A 16,233-nucleotide genomic window follows, 5' to 3' on the forward strand; every position below is an offset into this window, starting at 1 on the left:
GTGGCTTCGCCGGGACCCCGTGGCGACGCCTGCTGGACCGTGGCGCCGAGGAGGAAGTCGCATGACCACCGCGACCACGACCGACGTCCCGGCCCTCTCGCTGGCGGGAGTGACCAAACGCTACGGCGCCCTGACCGCCGTGGACGACGTGACCCTCGAGGTGGCGAAGGGGGCCCGCCACGCCCTCATCGGCCCCAACGGGGCCGGCAAGTCCACCCTCTTCAACCTCGTCGCCGGCACCCTGCCGGTGACCTCGGGCCAGGTGCGCTTCGCCGGGACCGACGTCACCCGCCGGTCCGCGGCATGGCGGGCGCGAAGGGGGCTGGGCAAGACCTTCCAGCACAGCTCCCTCTTCCTGTCGATGAACCCGCTGGAGAACGTCGCGCTCGCCGCGCAGCGGGTCGCGGGCAAGGGGATGTCCCTGCTCGCCTCCTCCGCGAGGGAGCGTGCGGGCATCGACGACGTCGCCCGGCAGTGCGTGGCGGACGTCGGCCTCACCGACCGGTCCCACATCGTCACCGGGGCGCTCAGCCACGGTGAGCGGCGCCAGCTCGAGGTCGCGGTCGCGCTCGCGACCCGGCCGAGGCTGCTGCTGCTCGACGAGCCCGCCGCCGGCATGTCGCCGGCGGAGAGCAACCGCTTCGCCGAGCTCGTGCAGTCCCTGCCCGAGGACCTCACGGTGGTGATCATCGAGCACGACCTCGACTTGGTCTTCCGCCTGGCGGACCGGGTGAGCGTGCTGCACCTCGGCGGGCTCATCGCGGACGGCCCCGCCGAGCAGGTCCGGGAGGATCCCGCGGTGCAGCAGGCCTATCTCGGGGAGGACTCCCTGGAGGAGCTCTTCGAGACGGCACCGTCACCGGGCGAGGCCGGCAGCAGCAACGAGGAGATGGCCACATGAGCACCGTCGGAGCCGATCTGCAGATCACCGGCGTCGAGGCCGGGTACGGCGGGAGCACGGTGCTCACCGGCGTCGACCTGGACGTCGCCGCCGGCGAGACCGTCGCCCTGCTGGGGCGCAACGGCGTCGGCAAGACCACCCTGATGTCCACGATCATGGGCTTCGTCCCGACGCTGCGCGGGAGCATCGAGGTCGCGGGGAAGGACGTCAGCGGGCTGCCGACCCACGTCCGGGCGGCCGAGGGCGTGGCGATCGTGCCCCAGGGGCGTCGGGTCTTCGCGCCACTGACCGTGCACAACAACCTGCGCATCGCCAGCGGGCGCTCGGGGGACTGGGACCTGGACCGGGTCTACCAGCTGATGCCGCGGTTGAAGGAGCGTCGGGGCAATCGCGGCGACCAGCTCTCCGGCGGTGAGCAGCAGATGCTCGCGATCGGCCGCGCACTCCTGCTCGGGCCGCGGGTGCTGCTGCTCGACGAGCCCTCGGACGGGCTCGCCCCGGTGGTCGTCCAGCAGGTGACCGAGGTCGTGCGCGAGCTCGCCGGGGAGGGCATGACCGTCCTCATCGTCGAGCAGGACCTGCGGGCCGCCTTCGCCGTCGCCGACCGGGTGGCGGTCATGGAGAAGGGGCGGATCGTGCACGAGAGCGGGGTGGCGGACTTCCGTCGCGACGGCGACCGCGCCCGGCGCCTCCTCGGAGTCGGTTGAGGGACAACGAAGTACTACATACTCTTGACGCACAGCGAGGGGAATGTAGAGTATCTCCTGTGCCCCGGACGTCGTGGTCCCCACGACGCCGACCCTGCAGACGGAAGGTAAGACGTGAGCGAAGCCACGATCGAGAAGGACGCCACGGGTGGCCAGGAGGCGACCGACCAGCCGGTGGTCGAGTTCCGCACCTCACCCGAGAAGTACAAGCACTTCACCGTCGAGTACGACGGCGAGGTCGCCTACGTGAAGCTGGACGTCGACGAGCAGGGCGGCATCGTCCCCGGGTACGAGCTGAAGATGAACAGCTACGACCTCGGCGTCGACATCGAGCTCTACGACATCTCGCAGCGGATGCGCTTCGAGCACCCCGAGGTCAAGTCGGTCGTCATCACGAGCGGCAAGGACAAGATGTTCTGCGCCGGCGCGAACATCCGCATGCTCGCCGGGTCCCCGCACAGCTGGAAGGTGAACTTCTGCAAGTTCACCAACGAGACCCGCAACGGCATCGAGGACGCGTCCGCCAACTCCGGTCAGACCTGGATCGCCGCGCTGAACGGCACCGCCGCCGGCGGCGGCTACGAGCTGGCCCTGGCCTGCGACGACATCGTGCTCATGGACGACAACTCCTCCACGGTCTCGCTGCCCGAGGTGCCGCTGCTCGGCGTGCTCCCCGGCACCGGTGGCCTCACCCGGGTCGTCGACAAGCGCCACGTGCGCAAGGACCGCGCCGACCTCTTCGCGACCAAGTCCGAGGGCTACCGCGGGGACCAGGCCGTGGACTGGGGCTTCATCGACGCGACCATCCCGCGCGGCTCCTGGGATGAGGAGATCAAGAAGCGCGCCCAGGAGCGCGCCAAGGACTCGGGCCGTCCCGGCGGCGAGGGCGTGGCGCTGACCGAGCTCTCCCGCACCATCGAGGGCGACACGATCTCCTACCAGCACGTGAGCGCGACGCTGGACCGGGACAAGCGCCTCGCCGAGATCACCGTCTCCGCCCCCACCGAGGAGCCCCCGGCCGACGCCGAGGCCGCCCGCACGCAGGGCGTGGACTACTATCCGCTGGCGCTCGCCCGCGAGCTGGACGACCTGATCCTGCACCTGCGGACCAACGAGCTGCTCATCGGCACCTGGGTCATCCGCGCCACCGGTGACCAGTCGCTCGTGCTCGCCCACGACGAGAAGCTCACCGAGTGGAAGCAGGACTGGTTCGTCAACGAGGTGAACCAGTACCTCAAGCGCACCTTCAAGCGCCTCGACGTCACCTCGCGCAGCATCTTCGCGGTCATCGACCCGGGCACCGCCTTCGTCGGCACCCTGCTCGAGCTGGCCCTGGCGGCGGACCGGCAGTACATGCTCGAGGGCGTCTACGAGGACGTCGACCCCGACGCCACCCCGGCGACGATCCGCGTGACGGAGATCAACGACGGTGCCTACCCGATGAGCAACGGCCTCTCCCGCCTCGAGTCCCGCTTCTGGAACCGGGACGAGGAGCTCGAGAAGGCCCGTGCCGCCAAGGGCAAGGACCTGGACTCCGCGGCCGCCGACGAGGCGGGCCTGGTGACCATGGCCCTGGACGACATCGACTTCGAGGACGAGCTGCGCATCGTGCTCGAGGAGCGGGCCGCCCTCTCGCCGGACGCACTGACCGGCATGGAGGCCAACCACCGATTCGTCGGCCCGGAGACCATGGAGACCAAGGTCTTCGGTCGCCTGACCGCCTGGCAGAACTGGATCTTCATCCGCCCGAACGCCTCCGGCCCGGACGGCGCGCTGCGCCGTTACGGCAGCGGCCAGAAGGGCGACTACAACCTGGAGCGCGTCTGAGATGCCGAGTACATTCAACGCAGCAGAGTGGCTGGTTGACCGGGTCGCCGCCGAGCGTGGCACCCACACGGCGGTCGAGACGCCGTCCCGCAACCTCACCTACGACGAGCTGGTCGACCTGACCGGCCGGGTCGCGGCGGCCCTGCGCTCGCTCGGCCTGCGCCGCGATGACCGCGTCCTGTTCGTGGCGGGTGACGACATCCCGCTCTTCACGGGTGTCCTCGGGGCCATGCGCGGCGGGTTCGTCGCGGTCCCGATCTCGACGATGTACGGCGCGAACGAGCTCGCCGAGATCATCGACGACTCGGGTGCCGCGGTGGTGGTCGGCAGCTCGACCTACGCCGCGGCGGTGGCCGAGGCGGTCGCCGACTGCCCCGCGGTGGGGCACCTGGTCTGGGACGGCGACCCCGGTGAGCACGGTGGGGTCGCCGGCACCGACGAGCTCTCCTGGGACGAGCTCGTCGCCCGGGCCGACGGGGCCCCCGCCAAGGAGCGTGCGCCCGTTCCGGCCGGCGCGGACGCATGGGCCCTGTGGCTCTACACCTCCGGGACGACCGGCAAGCCGAAGGGGGCCATGCACCGCCACCAGAACCTCCGCCTCGTGTGCGAGACCTACGCGCAGCAGGTCCTGGGCATCACCGCCGAGGACCGGTGCATCTCCATCGCGAAGCTCTTCTTCGCCTACGGCATCGGCAACTCGATGTTCTTCCCGCTCTCGGCGGGCGCGACGACCATCCTCGAGCCGGGCCGCCCGACTCCGCACGGCATCGCCGAGCGGGTCCGGGAGAGCAGGCCGACGCTCTTCTTCGGGGTCCCCACCTTCTACGCGGGGCTGCTGAACAGCGACATCCCGGACGACTCCTTCGCCTCAGTGCGTCTCGGGGCCTCCGCCGGTGAGCCCCTCCCGAAGGGGGTGCAGTCCCGGGTCAAGGAGCGCTTCGGCTTCGACATCCTCGACGGCATCGGCTCGACCGAGTGCCTGCACATCTTCCTGTCCAACCGCCCGGGCGAGATCAAGATGGGCACCACCGGCAAGGCGGTGCCCGGGTACGAGCTGCAGATCCGCGACGCCGACGGCGGACTGGTCCCGGACAACGAGCCGGGCACCCTCTTCGTGCGGGCCGAGTCCGCGGCGCTGGGGTACTGGCGCCGGGCCGATGCCACCCGCTCGGTCTTCCAGGGGGAGTGGCTCAACACCGGTGACACCTACGTCCGCGACGACGACGGGTACTACACCTGCATGGGCCGGGCCACCGACCTGCTCAAGGCCGGCGGCATCTGGGTCAGCCCGACCGAGGTCGAGGACCGCCTGCTCGAGCACGACTCCGTGGTCGAGTGCGCGGTGGTCGGCCAGGAGGACGCCGACGGCCTCGTCAAGCCCGTCGCCGTCGTCGTCAGCACGTCGGCGGTGACCCCCGAGGAGCTCGACGCGTGGTGCCGGGAGGGGCTGGCCAGCTTCAAGCGGCCGCGCCGGGTCTACTTCGTCGACGAGCTGCCGAAGACCGCGACCGGCAAGATGCAGCGATTCAAGGTCCGCACGCTCGTCAAGGAGCTGCAGGAGAAGGAGGCCGTCTCATGAAGACCACCACAGTCGATCTGCTGATCGTCGGAGCCGGCCCGGTCGGTCTCTTCGGTGCCTACTACGCCGGGGTCCGTGGTCTCTCCACCGCGATCGTCGACAGCCTCAGCCAGGTCGGTGGCCAGGTGACCGCCATGTACCCGGAGAAGGCGATCTTCGACATCGCCGGCTTCCCGAGCGTCTCGGGGCGCCAGCTGATCGCCAACCTCGTGGAGCAGGCGGCCCCCTACGACCCGACCTACCTGCTCGGTCAGGAGGCCCAGGGGCTCGAGCACGTCACCGGTGAGGACGGTCGGGAACGGCTGCGGGTGACCACCAGCACCGGCGACGTGGTCGACACCGGCGCCGTCGTCGTGACCGGTGGCATCGGCACCTTCAGCCCTCGTCCGCTGCCGGCGGGCGAGAGCCACCTCGGGAAGGGGCTGGAGTACTTCGTGCCGAGCTCGGCCGAGTACGCCGACCAGGACGTCGTCATCGTCGGCGGCGGCGACTCCGCCGTGGACTGGGCGAACATGCTCCACCCGATCGCCAAGTCCGTCACGCTCGTGCACCGGCGGGACAAGTTCCGCGCCCACCACGGCTCCGTCGAGCAGATGAAGGACGCCCCGGTCGAGATCGTGCTCAACTGCCAGGTCACCGGCACCGCCGGCGAGGAGGCCCTGGAGTCGGTGACGATCACCCCGAAGGGGGAGGACCCGCGGGACCTGCCGTGCACCCGCCTCGTGGCGGCGTTGGGCTTCACGGCCAACCTCGGCCCCCTTCGCGAGTGGGGTGTGGAGCTGCACGACAACCGCCACCTCGTCGTCGACTCGGCGATGCGCACCAACGTCCCGGGCGTCTACGCCGCCGGTGACATCACCGACTACGACGGCAAGGTGCGCCTCATCGCGGTCGGCTTCGGTGAGGTCGCCACTGCGGTGAACAACGCTGCGGTGCACCTCGACCCGGACGCGCAGCTGTTCCCCGGTCACTCGACCGACCAGCAGCCGACGTCGGTCCCGCAGCCCGCCTGACACCCCCGCAACAGCGTTCGGGGGCACACTGGAGCCCCCGGAGAGAGGAGATCCGCCATGCCCTACGTGATCGCCAGCCCCTGTGTGGACACGATGGACACGTCCTGCACCGAGGAGTGCCCCGTCGACTGCATCTACGAGGGGGATCGCAAGCTCTACATCAACCCCAAGGAGTGCATCGACTGCGGCGCCTGCGAGCCGGTCTGCCCCGTGGAGGCCATCTCCCAGGACCGTCGGGTCGCCGAGGAGGACATGGAGCACATCGAGGACAACCGTCGCTTCTTCACCGAGGTCCTGCCGGGGCGCGAGGAGCCGCTCGGGGCGCCCGGTGGCTCGCACAAGACCGGTCCGATCGGGACCGACACCCCCTTCGTCGCGGGACTCTGAGGACGCCGTGCTCGACGACCGCCCTCTCGTGGACGCCCACGTCCACGTCCCGGTGCTGCCGACGCTGAGCAGCTCGTGGATCGACTGGGCCCGGCAGTTCGGGCCCGAGGGGCTGCTCGAGCGGGCGTGGGACCCCGAGGGCGTCCCACGCCCGGAGTACCTCGACGAGCACTTCGCCGCCCAAGGGGTGGACGTGGCCGTCCTCTTCTGCGAGTACAGCCCCAAGGCGACCGGCATGCAGCTCTTCGAGGACCTGCTGCCGATCGTCGAGCACAACCCGCAGCGGTTCCGGCCGATGGCCAACGTCAACCCGCACCTGCACCACCCCATCGCGGACGAGGTGCGCCGGCAGCTCGGGCACGGGGCCGCGGGGCTGAAGCTGCACCCCGTCCACGGGGGCTTCCGCTGCGACGACCCGATGCTCTACCCCGCGTACCAGGTGCTCCAGGAGGAGGGTGTGCCGCTCGTCGTGCACTGCGGCACCTCGACCTTCTCCGGGTCGCGCAACGAGTACGCGGACCCGACCTACCTGCTGCCGGTCCTGCGGGACTTCCCCGGGCTGAACGTGATCCTCGCCCACGGCGGCCGCGGCTGGTGGTACGAGCAGGCCGGCTTCATGGCGCTGACCAACGAGCACGTGTGGATCGAGCTCTCCGGCCTGCCGCCCAAGCGACTGCCGCAGTACTACGCCGCCGCGGGGCTGGAGCGTCTCTCGCGCAAGATGATCTTCGCGACCGACTGGCCCGGCGTGCCCGGGGTCGACAGCAACGCCCGTGCCGTGGCCGACCTGGTCCCCGCGGAGGCGGCCGCCGGGGTGCTCGGTGGGAACGCCCTTCGCCTCTACGCCAACATGCCGGAGGTGGCCCGCTGATGGCCCTGTACGCACTGGGCGACCTGGAGCCGGTGGTGCCGGACTCCGCCTTCGTCCACCCCGACGCGACCGTGATCGGCGCGGTGACCCTGGGCGAGCAGGCCTCGGTGTGGCCCGGCGCGGTGCTGCGCGCCGACTTCGGGCAGATCGTCGTCGGTGACCGCACGTCGGTGCAGGACGGGACCGTCGTGCACTGCATCGTCGAGCAGCCCACGAGCATCGGCGCCGGCTGCGTCGTCGGGCACAACGCCCACCTCGAGGGCTGCACCGTGCACGACGACTGCCTGATCGGTTCCGGCAGCATCGTGCTCAACTTCGCCACCGTCGGGGCCGGCTCGATCGTCGGTGCCGGCGCCGTCGTCACCGAGCACGCCGAGATCCCCGCGGCGTCCATGGCGATCGGTGTCCCGGCCAAGGCCCGGCCCGCCCCCGACGCCGCCCGTGAGTGGGTCCGGTTCGGCGTCGACGAGTACCTCCGCAACGCGACAACCTACCGAGACCGGCTGCGTCGACTCGACTGACGTGGGAAGAAGGAGAGGACCGAGACATGACTGAGGAAAATCGCGGCGTTCCCGCCTCCGAGCTCAGCGACGAGGAGCTGGAGTCCCAGGGCAAGCAGGCCCACGAGACCCGCAACTGGGTCTTCCTGCACGGCAGCGCCGACCAGTTCGCCCACCACACCGCCCGGATGCTCGAGCTGGAGCGGGAGTACATCCGCCGCTACCCCAAGCGCACCTGGCAGGGCAGTGGTGGTGCCGCCCACGACCTGGAGCAGACGGCCGCCTCGTGGCGCGAGACCGTGCGCGGTGTCGTCGCCCAGCTCGAGGCGCTCGTGGAGCTGCCGGACCCGAAGCCCAGCGAGGGAGCCGCGGCCGAGGAACCGGTGACCGCCTTCCTGCAGAAGATCGCCGACAAGGGCGGCCGGATGAACCGGCTGGAGGCCCACCAGATCGCTCGTGAGGTCGGCCTCGACCCGGCCGTGCGGGCCGACCTGTACAAGGCCGAGCCGCCGCTGATCGCCACCGAGGGCAAGGAGCGCGTCCTCACCGAGGCCGGCCGCGCGCGCCTGGCGGACCGGGCGTGAGCGGGGCGACGCGGGCCGCCTACCTCGTCGACGGAGTCCGCACCCCGGTCGGCAGGTACGGCGGTGCGCTCTCGAGCGTGCGTCCGGACGACCTGGCCGCACACGTCATCCGCGGGCTGCTCGCCCGGCACGAGGGGCTCGACCCCGCGCTGCTGGACGACGTGGCCCTCGGCAACGCCAACCAGGCCGGTGAGGACAACCGCAACGTCGCGCGGATGGCGGTGCTGCTCGCCGGGCTGCCGGTCTCGGTCCCCGGCACGACCATCAACCGGCTCTGCGGCTCGGGGCTGGACGCGCTCGGCTACGCCGCCCGCGCGATCCGCTCCGGCGATGCCGACCTGATGATCGCCGGCGGTGCGGAGAGCATGAGCCGGGCCCCCTTCGTCGCGCCGAAGGCGGACAAGGCCTTCTCCCGTTCGATGACGCTGGAGGACACGACGATCGGGTGGCGCTTCGTCAACCCGGAGATGGAGCGGATGTACGGCACCGACCCGATGCCGCGCACCGCCGAGAACGTCGCCTCGGAGTACCCGGTCTCGCGGGAGGACCAGGACGCCTTCGCGCTGCGCTCCCAGGAGCGGGCCGCCACGGCGATCGCGAACGGGCGCCTCGCCCGCGAGATCGTGCCGGTGAGCGTGCCCCGGCGCAAGGCCGACCCGGTGGTCGTCGACACCGACGAGCACCCCCGGGAGACCTCGCTGGAGGCGCTCGCCGGTCTCCGGCCGCTCTTCGAGGGCGGCAGCGTGACCGCCGGCAACGCCTCCGGCGTCAACGACGGCGCGGCCGCGATGCTCGTCGCCTCGGAGGAGGCCGTCGAGCGGCACGGGCTGAGGCCGCTCGCGCGCATCGACGCGGTGACCGCCGCCGGCGTGGAGCCCCGTGTCATGGGCATGGGGCCGGCGCCGGCGACGAAGAAGCTCATCGAGCGCACCGGCGTGGGGCTGGACTCCGTCGGCGTCATCGAGCTCAACGAGGCCTTCGCCTCGCAGGGCCTCGCCGTCCTGCGCGAGCTCGGCATCGCCGACGACGACCCCCGCGTCAACCCCCACGGCGGGGCCATCGCCCTGGGCCACCCGCTCGGGATGAGCGGTGCGCGGATCGCGCTGTCGGCGGCCATCTCCATGGCCGACGGCGACCACGACCACGCGGTCGCGACGATGTGCATCGGTGTCGGTCAGGGCATCGCGGCACTGCTGTCGCGCCCCTGAGCGAAGGAGTGAGCATGGCCCTCATCCGCATCGAGGAGCACGAGAACGGCGTCCGCGAGGTCGTCCTGGACCGGCCGGAGGCGATGAACGCCGTCTCCACCGAGATGGCGAACGCGCTGACCGCGGCCGGTGAGCAGCTGCGCGAGGACCTCTCGGTGCGGGCGGTCGTGGTGACCTCCAGCAACGAGAAGGCCTTCTGCGTCGGCGCCGACCTCAAGGAGCGCAACGGCTTCACCGACGAGGACCTGCGGGCGCAGCGGCCGGGCAACCGGCTGGCCTACCGGGCGCTGCACGACCTGCCGGTGCCGACGATCGCCGCGGTCGACGGGCACGCCCTCGGGGGCGGGTGCGAGATCGCGCTCGCCTGCGACCTCATCGTCGCCGGCCCGAAGGCCTCCTTCGCGCTGCCGGAGGTCTCGGTGGGCGTCATCCCCGGCGGTGGCGGCACCCAGCTGCTCACCTCCCGGATCGGGTGGTCCCGTGCGGCGGACCTGATCTTCACCGCCCGCCGGATCGACGGCCCCGAGGCGGCCCGGCTGGGCCTGGCCGACCGGGTCGTCGAGGACGCGAAGGGGGAGGCCCTCGCCATGGCCGCCACGATCGCCTCGCACTCCCCGGTGGGGGTACGCAATGCGAAGGCGGCGATGCGGGACGGGCTGCAGCTCTCCTACGACGAGGGGTTGGACCTGGAGGACGCCCGCTGGCACGACACCGCCTTCAGCGCCGACCGGGCCGAGGGCGTGCGCGCCTTCGCCGAGAAGCGTCGGCCGGAGTGGCCCGGCCTGGGCTGAGGAGCGCTTCGTCCACCGGCCGCGGGCAGGCCATAGGGTGATGGCGTGATCGACCTGCACACCCACTCCTCCCGCAGCGACGGGACCGAGTCGCCCACCGTCGTCGTGGCGCAGGCCGCCCGCACCGGGATCGACACCGTCGCGCTGACCGATCACGACACCACGAGCGGGTGGGCCGAGGCGGCCGAGGCCGCCGCCGCGCAGGGGATCGCCCTGGTGCGAGGGGCCGAGCTGTCCACCCGGCACCACGGTCGGTCCGTCCACGTGCTGGCCTACCTCTTCGACCCGGAGGAGGACCGGCTCGCCGCGCAGCTGCGACGGGTCCGCGAGGACCGGGTGCCCCGGCTGCAGCGGATCGTCGAGCACATGGCGGCCGACGGTTTCGACATCACCTGGGAGGACGTCCTCGCCCAGGGCGAAGAACCAGCCACCCTCGGGCGACCTCACCTGGCCGACGCACTCGTGGCGAAGGGGGAGGTCCGCAGCCGCAGCGAGGCCTTCGGGAGGCTGCTCTACAGCAGGTCGCCCTACTACGAGCGCCACTACGCGATCCCCACCGAGGAGGCGGTACGCCTCGTGCGGGCCGCCGGTGGCGTACCGGTGGCTGCCCACCCCTTCGCCAGTCGCCGGCAGCGGGCGCTGGGCCAGGAGGACATCGCGGAGCTGGCCGAGGCCGGGCTGGCCGGTCTGGAGGCGGACCACCGCGACCACGACGCGGAGGGGCGGCGGCTGGCCCGGCGGCTGGCAGCCGAGCACGACCTCATCGTGACCGGCAGCAGCGACTACCACGGCGAGGGCAAGGAGAACCGCCTCGGCGAGAACACCACCGACCCCGCCCAGCTCGAGCGCATCGTCGCTGCCTCCTCCGGCACCACGCCCGTGCTGCGGTGACAGCCGCACCCGGACAAAAATGCTGCAGGCAGCACGTCGTGTCGGGGAGGTCTGCGAGCCGGGCGGGTGGCGACCTGCGAGGATGATCGGGAACCCGCACCAGAGGAGGGCTGACCCCGGTGGCACGAGCCAAGAAGGCGGCGATCATCGCCGTTGCGAACCAGAAGGGCGGCGTCGCCAAGACGACGTCCGTGGCGTCCATCGGAGCGGCCCTGGCCGAGCTGGGGAGACGGGTGCTGCTCGTGGACCTGGACCCGCAGGCCTCGCTGACCTTCAGCCTCGGGATCGACCCCGACGCGGTGGAGGTCTCGGTCAACGAGATCGTCCTCGGGCAGGCGGAGGTCGAGGAGGCGCTGCTCGAGGCCGGTGAGGGCATCGACCTGCTGCCGGCGACGATCGACCTCGCCGGCGCGGAGGCCCAGGTGCTCACCCGTCCCGGCCGGGAGTTCATCCTCCAGTCGGCCCTGGCGGACGCGCGCGCGGACTACGACGTCATCCTCCTGGACTGCAGCCCCAGTCTCGGGGTGCTCACCCTCGCCGCGCTGACCGCCGCGACCGGGCTCATCGTGCCGATGCAGGCCGAGATGCTCAGCCACCGTGGTGTCGGGCAGCTGCTCGACACCGTCAAGGACGTCAAGAAGCTGCTCAACAAGAAGCTCAAGGTCATCGGCATCCTGCCGACGATGTACGACGGTCGCTCCAACCACTCCCGCGAGGTGCTCGAGGACCTCGGCACGCGGTACCAGCTGCCGGTGCTCTCCCCGCCGATCCCGCGGACGGTGCGCTTCGCCGAGGCCCCGGCCGCGGGGCGCTCCATCCTCGAGACCGCCCGGTCCAGCAAGGGGGCCGCGGCCTATCGCGAGGTCACCGAGGAGATCCTCGCGGCGTTGTAGGGCACGCTCGACAAGAGAAACCGCCCCTTGGCAGGAGTTTCACACTCGTGCCGAGGGGCGGTTTCTCGGGTCACCCGGAAATCGTGGGGCGCGTGGGGGCGCTGGCTCAGGCGTTCCCCTGCTGCTGGGTCCGCTGGCCCCCGCGGGTGCGGCGCCGGTTGCGCCGACGGCGCGGTCGGTCCTGGCTGCGCTCCTGGCCGCGCTCCTGACCGCCACGACCGCCGGAGTGGTGACTGCCACGGCCGCCACCCTGACCGCGGCCACCCTGGCGACGGCCGCTGTGGGCCCCGGTCTCGCCGAGGTCCTCGACCTGCTCCGCGTCCAGGCCCGCGCGGGTGCGCTTGGAGCGCGGCAGCCGGCCCTTGGTCCCCTCGGGGATGTTCAGGTCGGTGAAGAGGTGCGGGCTGGAGGAGTAGGTCTCCACCGGCTCGGGGATGCCCAGGTCGAGCGCCTTGTTGATCATCGCCCACTTGGTGGCGTCGTCCCAGTCGACGAAGGTGACGGCGATGCCGGTGTTGCCCGCGCGACCGGTGCGTCCGATGCGGTGGACGTAGGTCTTCTCGTCGTCGGGGCACTGGTAGTTGATGACGTGGGTGACGTCGTCGACGTCGATGCCGCGTGCCGCGACGTCGGTGGCGACGAGGACGTCGACCTTGCCGTTGCGGAAGGCCCGCAGCGCCTGCTCGCGGGCCCCCTGCCCGAGGTCACCGTGGATGGCCGCGGCCGCGAAGCCACGGTCGGCCAGCTCGTCGGCGACCTTGGCGGCCGTGCGCTTGGTGCGCGAGAAGATGATCGTGCGGCCCCGGCCCTCGGCCTGCAGGATGCGCGCGAGCATCTCGACCTTGTCCATCGCGTGGGCGCGGTAGATCAGCTGCTCGGTCGCCGCGACGGTGTGCGCGTTGTGGTCGCCGTCCTCGCTCATGGCCCGGATGTGGGTCGGCTGGGTCATGTACCGGCGGGCCAGCGCGACGATCGCCGCGGGCATCGTCGCGGAGAAGAGCATCGTGTGGCGCGACGGGGAGGTCATCGCCATGATCTTCTCCACGTCCGGCAGGAAGCCCAGGTCGAGCATCTCGTCGGCCTCGTCCAGGACGATCGTCTTGGCCGCCGACAGGTCGAGGTACTTCTGCTGGGCCAGGTCGATGAGACGGCCGGGGGTGCCGACGACGACGTGCACGCCCTGCTGCAGCGCCTCGATCTGCGGCTCGTAGGCGCGGCCGCCGTAGACGGTGAGGACCTTGATGCCCCGCTTCTTGCCGGCGCGCTGGAGGTCGGTCGCGACCTGGCTGGCCAGCTCACGGGTGGGCGCGACCGCCAGTGCCTGCGGCCGGCGGTCCTCGCTCCCCGTGTCGATGCGGTTGAGCATCGGGATGCCGAAGCCCAGCGTCTTGCCGGTCCCCGTCTTGGCCTGACCGATGATGTCGTGCGCGCCGAGCGCGACCGGCAGGGTCATCGCCTGGATGGGGAAGGGGTGGGTGATCCCGTGCTCTTCGAGCGCCTCGACGATCAGGGGGTCGATGTCGAAGTCACGGAAGCGCCGCTGCTCGGTCTCGGGGGCTTCCGTGGTTTCGGTCGTGGGTGTACTCGTGTCTGCGGTCATGTTCTCTCGATCAGCATCGACGGCGCGAAACACGCCGTGGTGGACGGGCCGATCGGAGGACAGTCAAGTGCGGTCAGCCTGCGTGGGCGACCGTCCGGATTTCGCTCCGGCGCTTACGAGGATGCCGACCGGGCACCGCTGGTCACCTCCATGGTACCCGCCGGTCAGGTGCAGCACCCAAATGCGTGCTCCGGAGTCGATATCCTCGCCACATGAGCGATGCCCCCGACAGCCCCACCCCAGCGACCATCGGGCCCCGCGAGCTCGAGGGGACGATCGACCTGCTCGGGGTCATCGCCTACGGCGCGATCAAGGGCTTCACGAGCATCGCGGCGGATGCGGAGATGGCCAGGGACCTGGACCTCAAGCGCGCGCTCGCCGGGATGGCGGCCAAGGAGTTCCGCGGCCACGAGCTGCTCGTGGACCACATCGGCGAGCTCGGCGGGACGCCGACCGAGGCGATGGAGCCCTTCCGGGAGGCCTTCGACGCCTACCACGACCGCACCCGCCCCCGGGACCTGCTCGAGGGGCTGGTCAAGGCCTACATCGGGGACGGCATCGCCTCGGACTTCTACCTGGAGACCGCGCAGTACGTGCGCCCCGGCACCGCGGCGATCATCCAGCAGGCCACGGCCGACCACCGGGACGTCGACGTCATCGTCGCGGCGGTGCGTCGGGGCATCGAGGCGGACTCGCGCCGGGCCGGGCCGCTGGCGCTGTGGGGCCGGCGCCTCATGGGGGAGGCGCTCACCCAGGGCCAGGTGGTGGCCAGCCGGCGGGAGACGCTCGGTGACCTGGTCCTCGGGCGCAGCCACGATCGCCCGGGCGCGACCATCGAGGAGATCGGTGAGCTGATGCAGCGCCTCACCGACCAGCACCAGGTGCGGATGCGCCGGCTCGGGCTGGCTCCGTGACGGTCAGTCCTCCGTGCGCCCGACGATGAGGCCGTAGACGACGATGAGGATCGCGGCGGCGACGATGCCCAGGAGGAAGGCGATCCAGTCCAGCCCCAGGATCCTGCTGGACCCGTCGGAGAACGTGGTGTGCGCCCAGGAGCCGATGAGCGACCCGAGGACGCCGAGGACGACGGTCACGACGGTGGAGATGGACTGCTTGCCGGGCAGCACGAGACGCGCGAGGGCACCGATGACGGCCCCGACGATGATCGTGGCGACGACGGTCCACATGACCGACGGGCGGGCTCAGACCCCGAAGCCCACGCGTCCGCGGCTCGGCTCGCCCACCTCGACGTAGCCCAGTGCGCCACCGGGGACGAGGACGCGGCGGCCCTTGGTGTCGGTGAGCACCAGCGGCTTGCCCTCGAGTGCGGTGTGGACCGCGGCCTCGATCTCCTCCTCGGTGCCGCTCGCGTCGACGACGATCTCGCGGGCGACGTTCTGGACGCCGATCTTGACCTCCACGGTCACTCCTTCCGGACGGGTGCTGGCGAGAGCCATCGTGTCACTCCCCGTCCCCGTCGGTCCCGGCAGGGTCCTTGGTCCGGTCGACGGGGAAGGCCCCGATCCCGCGCCACGCCAGGTGGCCGGCGACCTCGGCGGCGACCTCCTTCGGGAAGGCCGCCCCGTGGGCGAGCCACACCCGCGCCATGACCTGCGCGGCCCCGGCCATCGCGATACCGAGCATCTCCGCCAGCTGCGGGGCCAGCACGGTGTCCTCGGCGATCCGCTGGGCGATGGCGTCACCGAGCTGGGCCTCGAGGGCGTCCAGCCGATGGCGCACGGACGGGTCGTTCGTCAGGTCCGACTCGTAGATCAGGCGGAAGGCGCCCCCTTCGTCCGCGACGAAGTCGAAGAAGGCCGCCACCGTCGCGTAGACGCGCTCCTCGTGGCCCGGGGAGGAGTCCAGCGCCTCCAGGACGAGCGACTCGAGGTGGTCGCACTGGGTCTCCAGCAGCGCGAGGTAGAGCTCGAGCTTGCCGGGGAAGTGCTGGTAGAGCACCGGCTTGGAGACGCCCGCCTCGGCGGCGATGTCCTCCATCGCCGCCGCGTGGTAGCCCTTGGCCACGAAGACGGACAGGGCTGCTTCGAGCAGCTGCGCCCGGCGCTGGGCGCGGGGCATCCGCTGGACGCGGCCGGCGGTGGTGGGGCTCATGGGGGTCCTTCCGGGACGTGCGAGGGCGTCGGTGTCGTGGCTCACACGATCCTACCGAGTGGTACCGACGACCATCCCGGTCCGGGGGTGGCTGCGTTGTCGGTGGCTGGTGGTGGGATGGGCACGTGACCGAGCAGGAACCAGCAGTCGCACTCCGCCGCAGGACCACCGCCGCGGAGGTGCCCCGTCATGACCTCGATGCGGACCAGGCCGCCGCGGTGGCCGCCCGTGGCGACCTGCTGCGCGTGCTCGGCGGGCCGGGCACCGGCAAGTCGAGTGTGGCGGTGGCCGCGGTCCTGGACCGGGTGGCGAAGGGGGAGTGCCTCCCCTCCGAGGTGCTCCTCGTCGCCGCGACCCGCCTGTCGGCGG

19 protein-coding genes are annotated in these 16,233 nt (G+C 71.5%); 15 read left to right on the forward strand and 4 right to left on the reverse strand.

What is annotated here, in order from left to right; all coding sequences use genetic code 11:
• The first annotated feature begins 61 nt into the window (after window positions 1-61).
• The 13 genes from JCO01S_RS01925 to JCO01S_RS01985 all read left to right on the forward strand — a co-directional run bounded on the left by JCO01S_RS01925 (window position 62) and on the right by JCO01S_RS01985 (window position 12,152).
• Window positions 62-901 (forward strand): ABC transporter ATP-binding protein, encoded by an 840-nt coding sequence (locus JCO01S_RS01925; RefSeq protein WP_084342546.1) that lies wholly within the window; start codon window positions 62-64, stop codon window positions 899-901.
• The gene (locus JCO01S_RS01930; RefSeq protein ID WP_068249905.1) at window positions 898-1,608 is read left to right on the forward strand and encodes an ABC transporter ATP-binding protein; all 711 of its coding nucleotides are present in this window, start codon (window positions 898-900) and stop codon (window positions 1,606-1,608) included. The genes JCO01S_RS01925 and JCO01S_RS01930 overlap by 4 nt, the downstream gene beginning before the upstream one ends.
• Before the next feature lie 114 nt (window positions 1,609-1,722).
• The gene (gene boxC / locus JCO01S_RS01935) at window positions 1,723-3,435 is read left to right on the forward strand and encodes a 2,3-epoxybenzoyl-CoA dihydrolase (RefSeq protein WP_218002203.1); all 1,713 of its coding nucleotides are present in this window, start codon (window positions 1,723-1,725) and stop codon (window positions 3,433-3,435) included.
• A gap of 1 nt (window position 3,436) precedes the next feature.
• Complete coding sequence (locus tag JCO01S_RS01940; protein ID WP_068249906.1) at window positions 3,437-5,014, forward strand: benzoate-CoA ligase family protein; 1,578 nt, start codon at window positions 3,437-3,439, stop codon at window positions 5,012-5,014.
• Window positions 5,011-6,027 (forward strand): NAD(P)/FAD-dependent oxidoreductase, encoded by a 1,017-nt coding sequence (locus tag JCO01S_RS01945; RefSeq protein ID WP_068249908.1) that lies wholly within the window; start codon window positions 5,011-5,013, stop codon window positions 6,025-6,027. Before JCO01S_RS01940 ends, JCO01S_RS01945 begins: the two co-directional genes overlap by 4 nt.
• Window positions 6,028-6,084: 57 nt before the next feature.
• Window positions 6,085-6,414, forward strand: a complete 330-nt coding sequence (fdxA, locus tag JCO01S_RS01950) for a ferredoxin (protein ID WP_068249910.1) — start codon at window positions 6,085-6,087, stop codon at window positions 6,412-6,414.
• A gap of 7 nt (window positions 6,415-6,421) precedes the next feature.
• Complete coding sequence (locus tag JCO01S_RS01955) at window positions 6,422-7,285, forward strand: amidohydrolase family protein (RefSeq protein ID WP_068249912.1); 864 nt, start codon at window positions 6,422-6,424, stop codon at window positions 7,283-7,285.
• Window positions 7,285-7,806 (forward strand): gamma carbonic anhydrase family protein, encoded by a 522-nt coding sequence (locus JCO01S_RS01960; RefSeq protein ID WP_068249915.1) that lies wholly within the window; start codon window positions 7,285-7,287, stop codon window positions 7,804-7,806. Before JCO01S_RS01955 ends, JCO01S_RS01960 begins: the two co-directional genes overlap by 1 nt.
• A 26-nt stretch (window positions 7,807-7,832) precedes the next feature.
• Window positions 7,833-8,369, forward strand: coding sequence for a DUF6158 family protein (locus tag JCO01S_RS15605; protein WP_068249918.1), 537 nt, complete (start codon window positions 7,833-7,835; stop codon window positions 8,367-8,369).
• Window positions 8,366-9,577, forward strand: coding sequence for a 3-oxoadipyl-CoA thiolase (gene pcaF / locus JCO01S_RS01970; protein ID WP_068249919.1), 1,212 nt, complete (start codon window positions 8,366-8,368; stop codon window positions 9,575-9,577). Before JCO01S_RS15605 ends, pcaF begins: the two co-directional genes overlap by 4 nt.
• 14 nt (window positions 9,578-9,591) lie before the next feature.
• Window positions 9,592-10,368 carry an enoyl-CoA hydratase/isomerase family protein gene (locus tag JCO01S_RS01975; protein ID WP_068249921.1) on the forward strand — a complete coding sequence of 259 codons (777 nt, stop codon included), beginning with the start codon at window positions 9,592-9,594 and terminating at the stop codon, window positions 10,366-10,368.
• A 45-nt stretch (window positions 10,369-10,413) separates the two neighbouring features.
• Window positions 10,414-11,259, forward strand: a complete 846-nt coding sequence (locus JCO01S_RS01980; RefSeq protein ID WP_068249922.1) for a PHP domain-containing protein — start codon at window positions 10,414-10,416, stop codon at window positions 11,257-11,259.
• A gap of 119 nt (window positions 11,260-11,378) precedes the next feature.
• Entirely contained in the window at window positions 11,379-12,152 is a 774-nt protein-coding gene (locus JCO01S_RS01985; RefSeq protein WP_084342547.1) for a ParA family protein, read from the forward strand.
• A 106-nt stretch (window positions 12,153-12,258) separates the two neighbouring features.
• Here the strand turns inward: JCO01S_RS01985 and JCO01S_RS01990 are convergent, their stop codons facing one another.
• A complete protein-coding gene (locus JCO01S_RS01990) occupies window positions 12,259-13,752 on the reverse strand; it encodes a DEAD/DEAH box helicase (RefSeq protein WP_068249926.1) in 1,494 nt (497 codons plus the stop codon).
• 212 nt (window positions 13,753-13,964) lie between these two features.
• Between JCO01S_RS01990 and JCO01S_RS01995 the strand changes: the two genes are divergently transcribed.
• A complete protein-coding gene (locus JCO01S_RS01995) occupies window positions 13,965-14,666 on the forward strand; it encodes a ferritin-like fold-containing protein (RefSeq protein WP_068249929.1) in 702 nt (233 codons plus the stop codon).
• A 3-nt stretch (window positions 14,667-14,669) separates the two neighbouring features.
• Here JCO01S_RS01995 and JCO01S_RS02000 read toward each other — a convergent pair whose 3' ends face one another.
• Genes JCO01S_RS02000 through JCO01S_RS02010 form a run of 3 tightly spaced genes read right to left on the reverse strand, consistent with a single transcriptional unit; the run spans window position 14,670 to window position 15,864 of the window.
• On the reverse strand, window positions 14,670-14,939 hold the full coding sequence (locus JCO01S_RS02000) for a GlsB/YeaQ/YmgE family stress response membrane protein (RefSeq protein WP_068249931.1): 270 nt from the start codon (window positions 14,937-14,939) through the stop codon (window positions 14,670-14,672).
• A gap of 15 nt (window positions 14,940-14,954) precedes the next feature.
• Window positions 14,955-15,173 (reverse strand): DUF3107 domain-containing protein, encoded by a 219-nt coding sequence (locus tag JCO01S_RS02005; protein WP_068249933.1) that lies wholly within the window; start codon window positions 15,171-15,173, stop codon window positions 14,955-14,957.
• Window positions 15,174-15,213: 40 nt separating this feature from the next.
• A complete protein-coding gene (locus JCO01S_RS02010; protein ID WP_068249935.1) occupies window positions 15,214-15,864 on the reverse strand; it encodes a TetR/AcrR family transcriptional regulator in 651 nt (216 codons plus the stop codon).
• 125 nt (window positions 15,865-15,989) lie between these two features.
• Between JCO01S_RS02010 and JCO01S_RS02015 the strand changes: the two genes are divergently transcribed.
• On the forward strand, window positions 15,990-16,233 hold a 244-nt coding region (locus JCO01S_RS02015; RefSeq protein ID WP_157074434.1), incomplete at its 3' end, for a UvrD-helicase domain-containing protein.

Source organism: Janibacter corallicola NBRC 107790, assembly GCF_001570965.1.
GTDB classification, from domain to species: Bacteria; Actinomycetota; Actinomycetes; order Actinomycetales; family Dermatophilaceae; genus Janibacter; species Janibacter corallicola.

Coding starts and splice junctions, on each gene's coding strand:
- JCO01S_RS01945 (WP_068249908.1), top strand. CDS start 5,011: ATGAAGACCACCACAGTCGATCTGCTGATCGTCGGAGCCGGCCCGGTC.
- JCO01S_RS15605 (WP_068249918.1), top strand. CDS start 7,833: ATGACTGAGGAAAATCGCGGCGTTCCCGCCTCCGAGCTCAGCGACGAG.
- JCO01S_RS02010 (WP_068249935.1), bottom strand. CDS start 15,864: ATGAGCCCCACCACCGCCGGCCGCGTCCAGCGGATGCCCCGCGCCCAG.
- JCO01S_RS01995 (WP_068249929.1), top strand. CDS start 13,965: ATGAGCGATGCCCCCGACAGCCCCACCCCAGCGACCATCGGGCCCCGC.
- JCO01S_RS02000 (WP_068249931.1), bottom strand. CDS start 14,939: ATGTGGACCGTCGTCGCCACGATCATCGTCGGGGCCGTCATCGGTGCC.
- fdxA (WP_068249910.1), top strand. CDS start 6,085: ATGCCCTACGTGATCGCCAGCCCCTGTGTGGACACGATGGACACGTCC.
- JCO01S_RS01960 (WP_068249915.1), top strand. CDS start 7,285: ATGGCCCTGTACGCACTGGGCGACCTGGAGCCGGTGGTGCCGGACTCC.
- JCO01S_RS01990 (WP_068249926.1), bottom strand. CDS start 13,752: ATGACCGCAGACACGAGTACACCCACGACCGAAACCACGGAAGCCCCC.
- JCO01S_RS01975 (WP_068249921.1), top strand. CDS start 9,592: ATGGCCCTCATCCGCATCGAGGAGCACGAGAACGGCGTCCGCGAGGTC.
- JCO01S_RS01940 (WP_068249906.1), top strand. CDS start 3,437: ATGCCGAGTACATTCAACGCAGCAGAGTGGCTGGTTGACCGGGTCGCC.
- JCO01S_RS01930 (WP_068249905.1), top strand. CDS start 898: ATGAGCACCGTCGGAGCCGATCTGCAGATCACCGGCGTCGAGGCCGGG.
- JCO01S_RS01925 (WP_084342546.1), top strand. CDS start 62: ATGACCACCGCGACCACGACCGACGTCCCGGCCCTCTCGCTGGCGGGA.